The 7247-nt window shown below is 75.0% G+C and carries 3 protein-coding genes and 2 pseudogenes; 1 reads left to right on the top strand and 4 read right to left on the bottom strand.

From position 1 onward, the window contains the following. Positions 1-283: pseudogene (locus AB0K09_RS26975) on the bottom strand (phage tail sheath family protein); the annotation flags it as partial. Positions 284-700: 417 nt separating this feature from the next. Here AB0K09_RS26975 and AB0K09_RS26970 point away from each other — a divergent pair. After that, positions 701-2662, top strand: a complete 1962-nt coding sequence (locus AB0K09_RS26970; protein WP_366068002.1) for a DUF4157 domain-containing protein — start codon at positions 701-703, stop codon at positions 2660-2662. A gap of 73 nt (positions 2663-2735) precedes the next feature. Here AB0K09_RS26970 and AB0K09_RS26965 read toward each other — a convergent pair whose 3' ends face one another. From AB0K09_RS26965 to AB0K09_RS26955, 3 genes and pseudogenes are all read right to left on the bottom strand, one after another. Further along, positions 2736-4823 carry an ATP-binding protein gene (locus AB0K09_RS26965; RefSeq protein WP_366068001.1) on the bottom strand — a complete coding sequence of 696 codons (2088 nt, stop codon included), beginning with the start codon at positions 4821-4823 and terminating at the stop codon, positions 2736-2738. After that, positions 4820-5524, bottom strand: a complete 705-nt coding sequence (locus AB0K09_RS26960; protein ID WP_366068000.1) for a DUF4255 domain-containing protein — start codon at positions 5522-5524, stop codon at positions 4820-4822. Before AB0K09_RS26960 ends, AB0K09_RS26965 begins: the two co-directional genes overlap by 4 nt. Next, positions 5521-7247: pseudogene (locus tag AB0K09_RS26955) on the bottom strand (hypothetical protein); the annotation flags it as partial. The gene AB0K09_RS26960 and the pseudogene AB0K09_RS26955, both read right to left, overlap by 4 nt.

Below are 7247 nucleotides of genomic sequence, written 5' to 3'. Positions count from 1 at the left end.
ACGCGGAGGAGTCCTTGCCGGACCCGCCGATCCGCACCACGTAGGCCGCGCCGCCGCCGTTGGAGAAGTAGCCGTAGACGGCGTGCGCGAGGTACGTGCCCTCGGTGAAGCCGCCGAACAACTGCGTGTACTGGTCCCAGTTGGTGACCAGGGTCGGCTCGTGGAACGGGCCGGTCTCGGCGAACCCGACGAACGCGGCGACGGCGGTGCCGACCCCTTCGATCGGGCGGGCACCGGACTGCACCTCCTCCACGTACACGCCCGGGGTGAGGTACGTCGGCATGCTCGCTCCTTCGCGTTCCATCGGGTCCACCTGCGTCGATGCCGAGTCTCCGAGGCGGGTTGGGCGCGGCGACAGGGGCGGGGGGACCTTGCCGGGGGCAACCACACTGCCTTTACGGACCTCCGCGGCGGACCGCCGGACGCCCCGCCCGGCGGCCCCTTCGTGCCCCTCGGGCCCTGGCCCGCCCGGCCCCGGCGCGGTCCACTGGAGGGCCGTGACAGGCGTGCGCGACAAGGAGGCAGCAAGGTGCAGACGTCCAGGCCGCGCGCCGAACGCACCGGGAGCCGTGAGACCGGGCACGCGGCCCCCGCCTCCCGCCGGCCCGTGCCGGGGGCCGGCGCCGCCGTGCCGCCACCGCTCACCGCCGAAGCGCTCCGCGCCGTGCAGCGGACCGCGGGCAACGCCGCCGCGGCCGGCATGGTCGCCCGCCGGGTCCGCAACGCCCCGGCGCCGGAACCGTCCGGCACGGGTGTGCCCGAGGTGCTGCGGTCGGCCGGAAAGCCCCTCGCGGCGCCGGTGCGCCGGGAGATGGAGGCCCGGCTCGGCGCCGACTTCTCCGGCGTACGGCTGCACACGGGGGCCGCCGCCGCCCGCTCGGCCCGCGCCATCGGCGCCCGCGCCTACACCTCCGGCAGCCACGTGGTGATCGGTGCCGGCGGAGGCGACAAGCACACCCTCGCCCACGAACTGACCCACGTCATCCAGCAGAGCCAGGGCCCGGTCTCCGGCACCGACCACGGCGACGGGCTCAGGGTCTCCGACCCCTCGGACCGGTTCGAACGGGCCGCCGAGGCGAACGCCCGGCGGGTCATGTCGGGCCCCGTCCCGGTCGCCCGCGCCGTCGACGAACGCGCCGTCGACGAACACGTCGTCGCGCACCGGCCCGCGGAACCGGACGCGGTACAGCGGCTGGTGGGCTTCGAGGCGGAACTGAGCGTCCCGAGCTTCGGCACACACGACACCACGGGCCTCAACCCGGTCGACGGCCGTGCCCCCGCATCCGACCTCGGCGCCTTCTTCCACGGTGGCCTGGACTACGCGACGCCTGTGGTGACCGGGGAGAACCTGAGGATCGTCACGGACCACAACTCGCTGTCCCGGCGACTGCGGGACCTGTACGCGGTCCTCGCCAACCTGACCGGACGTGACGGCGCGCCCGTGGTGACCGGCCGTCCCGCGGCGGCGATGAGCAACCTGGAGTACGTCACCGCGCCCGTCGACGAGATGGCCCCCGGCTCCGACGCCACCGTCAAGCAGCTGGCCGAGCACATCGAGGGGCACGTCGGGCAGATCTTCGGTCAGCAGCCCACGGCGCGCATGTTCATGGTGCCGCACTCGGCGAACGCCGCGACCGGTACCCCGCTGGCCGCCCTCCAGCAGTGGCTCGGCCCGGACCTGTACGGCCGGTCCGACGTGCAGGAGGCGATCCGGGGCTTCCAGGCCGACATCAAACAGGAGCTGTACATCCAGGCCACCGTCGGCGTCCTGCCGTCCGGGCTGCCGTCGCTCTACAGCTACCAGGCCGGCGTCAGCCACGACTCCCGTCGCAACGACCGCAACGCGCACATCGCCGACGGCTGGCGCGCCGCAGCCGTGGCCGTCAACCGCGCGGTGTCCCTTCTCCGCTCGAACGTCGTACCCGCGCTGCTGAACGACGACCAGGGATCGGGCGACAAGGAGGCGCTCACCGGGACCCTCGCCCTCGGAGTGTCGTACGCCATCGGCAGCGCCATGGTGGAGGCCGGTGTGCGCGGGGCCACCTCCACGACCAAGAACGCCGTGCCCTTCCTGCTCAAGATGGCGAACCTCGGAGCCATCCGGCAGCAGGCCACCACGGACCTCCTGCGCCGCGGCGTGATCACACCTGAGCAGGCCAACGAGCTCGCCGCGTGGATCCACCAGCACATCCCGGAGACCGGGACCGCGCACTGGCAGGCGCACATGGCCAAGTACCCGCAGATCACGGCGAACCCGGGGGATCCGGTGTACGACACGAGGCATGACCAAGGCAGGAACGGCGTGGCCAACACCGCGCGCATGCTGCACGCTCTGCTGAACGGCACCGAGGACTTCGAGGTGGTCCGGCCGGGCCGGCCGTTGGAGAACGCCGACAAGCCGAACGACACGATCGTCCCCCACGTCGGCGGCCAGAAGGGCGCCCCGCTCGAGATGCGCTGGATCAGTGAGCGGGCCGCTCCCGGCCAGTTGTGGCCGATGCTGAAGAAGATCATGGACGAGGCCCGCAAGGCCAACCTGGCGACGGTCCCCTCGTCGCTCAGCCAGGAGATATGGAAGGCCGCCACCGACCTGAGCGCGAACCCGGCGGCGGTGGCCCAGGGCTCCTTCGGCACCGACGAACCCATGGACATCGTTCTCTGAGCGTCACATAGCGGGGTGGCACACGATCGCGCCCCGCTACGGCACTCCGGCGGAACCGCCCGCAAGGGCCCGTTCAGCCCTCGGCGGCCGTCATCTCCCGCGCCCACGGACCGAACTCGCTCTCCAGCACCAGCCGCCCCAGTTTGCGGTACTCGCGCACCACCGCCGTCACCAACTGCCGCATGGTGAGCGGCCCGCCGGACTCCGCCGCGAGATAGGCCGCGGTCACCGCGCAGGCCCGGATCGAGCCGCCGGCCAGTTCGAAGCGGTCCGCGCAGAAGCGGAGATCCAGGTCCTCGGCGCGCGGCAGACGATCACCCAGGCACCGTTCCCACAGGGCCAGCCGCTGGGCCGCGTCGGGGACCGGGAACTCGGCCACCACGTCGAGCCGCCGGGTGAACGCCTCGTCCAGGTTGGCCCGGAGGTTGGTGGTCAGCACGGCGATCCCGTCGAACGACTCCATGCGCTGGAGAAGATACGCCGACTCGATGTTGGCGTGCCGGTCGTGCGCGTCCTTGACCTCCGAGCGCTTGCCGAAGATCGCGTCCGCCTCGTCGAAGAGCAGCACCGCGTTGACCGCGGAGGCCTCGGTGAAGATCCGCTCCAGGTTCTTCTCGGTCTCCCCGACGTATTTGTCGACGACCGTGGACAGGTCGACGACGTACAGGTCCATGCCGAGGTCCGCCGCGACCACCTCGGCGGACATGGTCTTGCCGGTGCCCGACCCGCCCGCGAACAGCGCGATCACACCACGCCCCCGGCCGCCGCCCGGCCGCATCCGCCACTGTCCGAGCACCTGCTCCCGGTGGCGGGCGCGCACCGCGAGCTCGCGCAGCCTGCGGTGGGTCGGTGGGGGCAGCACCAGATCGTCCCAGCCGACACCCGGCTCCACCCTGCGGGCCAGCCGGGCGAGTCCCGCGCCGTTCTGCTCCCGTACGGCGGACCGCAGGTCGTCGGGGGAGACCGGGCGGCCCGCCAGGGCGGCCGTGCGCACCGCCGCTCCGGCGGCGCGGCGCAGCTGCCCGCCGTCGAGGCGGTGCGCGGCGACCGCCCGGGCGAGCGCGTCGGCGTCCTCCCGCTCAAGGTCCCCGCCACCGGCCAGTCCGAGGGCGTGCCGCCAGCGCGCGGCCTGCCGGGCGGGCGAGGGCGGGGACACCGGGAGGACGACCGGGGCGTCGGCCGCCCACGCCGGATCCCAGCCGTCCGCGCCGTAGGTGAACAGCGGAGTGCCGCGCAGCGTCGCGCACATCTCGCGCAGTGCCCGGGCCCGTTCGCCGGGCTGTCCCGGCAGTGCCTCCAGCGGGCCGAGGATCACGCCGGCCCCGGTCAGCCGGGCCTCAAGCGCCGCCACCCGGGCGAGTGCGGGCACATCGCCGGGGCGCCGGGCGAGTGCCGCCGCGTCGAGGACCAGCGGCAGCAGCCCGGCCGTGCGCAACGCAGCGACGGCGAGGCCCGGCGCGTCGCCGCCCCGGTCGAGCAGATGCACCAGGCCCGTTCCCGAGCGGGCCGCGGAGACCGCCCGGCGGACTTCCCCCGCCTCGGCCGTCGGATCGTCGGCCGCCTCGCCGATCACCCCGGCGAGCCGGGCGTCCGGCTCCACGCCACCCAGCAGATGGGCGGTGACCCGGTCCGGGACGGCCAGCACGCGCGACAGCACCGGGCGGTCCGGCTCGGTGACCTCCACCAGACCGCCCGCCACCAGGGGCGCACCCGGGGAGAGCCGGAACCGGGCGGCTGACGCCGCGGCGAGCCCGCACAGCTCCAGGGCCAGCCCGACGGTCGGCCGGCGGCGCGTCAGATCGTCGTTGAGATAGCCGTAGAGACGCTCGAACCGGGCGTCCAGATCCGGCGCCACCGCGACCAGCAGCAGATCCGTGTCCAGCGGCGACAGACCGAACCGCTCGGCCAGCACCCCGAGCACGGACCCGGGCGGCGCCGGCAGCGGCTCGTACCCCGGCACGTCGAGGCCGCCCCGCACGTCCAGGATCCGCTCCACCGCCTCGGGGGAGAGGTACTGGCCCCGGTACGGGTCGCCGGGGTCGGGATCGACGGCGCGGCGGGCCGCCACCGCGTACCGCACCCGCTCCTCGACCAGCCGCAGCCGCGACCACAGGGGATCCGCGGCGACGGCGGTGCCGGTGGTACCGGCGGTGTACGTCACGGCTGCCGTCCTCCTCGGCGGCGACGGGCGGGGGCGGGGCGCCGCTCGCGCGGCCCGGCGAAGCCGTCCGGACCCGGGTCGGCCACCCCCTCGTACCGCAACCGGCGCCCCGGCACCGGATCCCCGTCGTGCCCCCGGGTGGCGGAGCGCACCACGAGCCCCTCGGTCACCGGCGGCGCGGCGGTCCGGCTCACCCCGGCGAGGGGCGCGCGCACCCGCACGTCGAACGACGCCTTCAGCTCGCCGCCGAGCGCCGACCACACGTCGGAGGCGGCCGGCGCGTCGGGCGCGGCCCCGGCGGTGTCCAGGCCCACGGTCAGGCCGAGTTCGGCGAGCGTGCCGGTGAGCAGCCGCTCGGGCAGCGCGTCGGCGGCCACCAGCGTGGCCAGCGCCTGCGAGAGCAGCCGGTGCTCGTCCTGCGGGCGGCTCGCCCAGGCCGTGACCAGGTACGTCAGCTCGAACCAGCGGGGCGGGGTGCGCCGCGCCACCACGTACCCGTCCGCGTCGTGGACCTCGCCGCCGCCACTGCCGCGCCGGGTCACGTCCTCCCGGACGTCGTACAGGAACACACAGACCGTGGGGGCGTTGCGGCGCGCCGCCCAGTCGCGGGTGGGCGCGTCGAGGACGACCTCGACGCCCGACGCCTCCAGCCCGGACTCGCGCAGCAGGCCGCGCAGCGCTTCGTCGACCTCGTGGATCACCGGCGGGTCACCTCGTCGGGCGGCTGCACGCTCCCGCTCACCACCAGGAAGTCGGTCGTCACCGGTGCGAATCCGGGGCCGCTCGCGGTGATGACGCGCGGCCCGGTCTGGTCCTTGGCGAGGATGAGCAACTGGCCGATGAACGTGCCGTCCCGCTTCGGCAGGGTCGGCGCCGCGGCCGCGGTGATCCCCGGCCGCCAGGTGAACCGCACCGGCGCGCCGGGCGGGAAGTCCTCGCCGCGCACCGAGGTGACGAACCCGGGCTTGCCGATCGGCGGCACCGCGACGATCCGCGGCTGGAGGATCCGCAGCGTCGTGCGGGCCGTGTTGTCGCCCGGGTCGGCGTCCGTCCCGGTGGTGGTGAGGACGCCGGTGGCACGGCCGGTCAGTGCCCGGTCGGGGGCGAGCACCACCTGGACGACGGTGGAGGCGCCCGGTGCGAGGTCGGGCAGCCCGCACACCCATGAGGCGTCGCAGCCCGGTGGCGGCCCGGCGTTCGGGATCTCCGCGGGCAGCCCGAGGCGCAGCCGCAGTCCGGTGGCCAGCGCGTTGCGTCCGTTGCGCACGGTGTACGTGACCACGATCCGGCCGCCGACGTAGCCCGGGTCGGGCTGGGCGGTCACCCGGACCCCGGGCCCGGCTTTCGGAGCGGGTGGCGCGGGCGGCACGGGAGGCTGGGTGGGTGCCGTCGGGGTGGGCGCGGGAGGTGTGGGGCTCGGCGGGGTCGGCGTCGGCGGTGTGGGACTCGGGGTGGGGCTCGGCGGGGTGTCCTCCCGCACCGGCACCACCGTCCGGGCCGTGTTGTCGCCCGGCTCCGGGTCGAGGACGCTGCCGGCCACCGACCAGTCCACCGGCTGGTCGCCGGCGGCGCGCCCGGTCAGCGTCACGGTCACCGGCACGGTCGTGCCGGGCCGCATCACCCCGATGTCGCACTGGAGGGACGCGGCGTCACAGGTGCCGTCCGGGCGGCGGATCCCCGTGACGCTCAGGCCGGGCGGCGGCGCGATCGTCAGCCGGGTGCCGGGCGAGGCGGCCGGGCCGTTGTTGACGACCTCCACGCGGACGTCCGTGGACGTGCCGACGGTCACCTCGGGGGCCCGGCCCGGGGAGCGCACCGTCAGGTTCACCGACTGCTGGACCGACGGCTCCTTCTGACGCCCCGGCAGCTCCGTGGTGACCGGCGACAGCCGGCCGGTCCGGACGTTCACCCGCCACAGCTGCTCGGGGCACTGGACGGGCAGATCGCTGCGGGCGCTGAAGACCAGCCCGGAGCCGTCCGGCTTCCAGGCCACGTCGCGCGGCTGGTGCGGGCCGGTGACCGAGGTGTCCGGCAGCTCCCGGCGGCAGGCGTCCGCGCCGTCCCGGGCCGCCTCGGGCAGCAGGACCCGGCAGTCGTCACCGGACACGGAGGTGAGCAGGATGCCGTTGCGCTCGTCGATCCGGCCGCCGCCGTTCTTCCGGTTGAAGGCGATGGTGCGCCCGTCCGGGGAGAACGCGGGGCTGTCGTCGATGATCGCGCAGTCGCCCGGGCAGATCGCCGCGCTCAGATCGCGCTGCCGGTCGAGGGCGTTCACCGGCACGGTCCAGATGTGCTTGCTGCCGCCGCGATCGTGGATCACCGCGTTACGGGTGAAGGCCAGGGTGGTGCCGTCCGAGGACCAGGTGGGCTGGGCGTCGCCGCCCGCCGGCTGTCCGGCCGGCGGGGTGATCCGCTGGACGATCG

The sequence above is a fragment of the Streptomyces sp. NPDC049577 genome (genome assembly GCF_040675635.1).
GTDB lineage: Bacteria > Actinomycetota > Actinomycetes > Streptomycetales > Streptomycetaceae > Streptomyces.
This window is presented reverse-complemented; position numbering and strand designations above follow the sequence as displayed.

Excerpts from the sequence above, each read along its gene's own strand:
- AB0K09_RS26970 (WP_366068002.1), top strand. The coding sequence starts at position 701 with ATGGTCGCCCGCCGGGTCCGCAACGCCCCGGCGCCGGAACCGTCCGGC.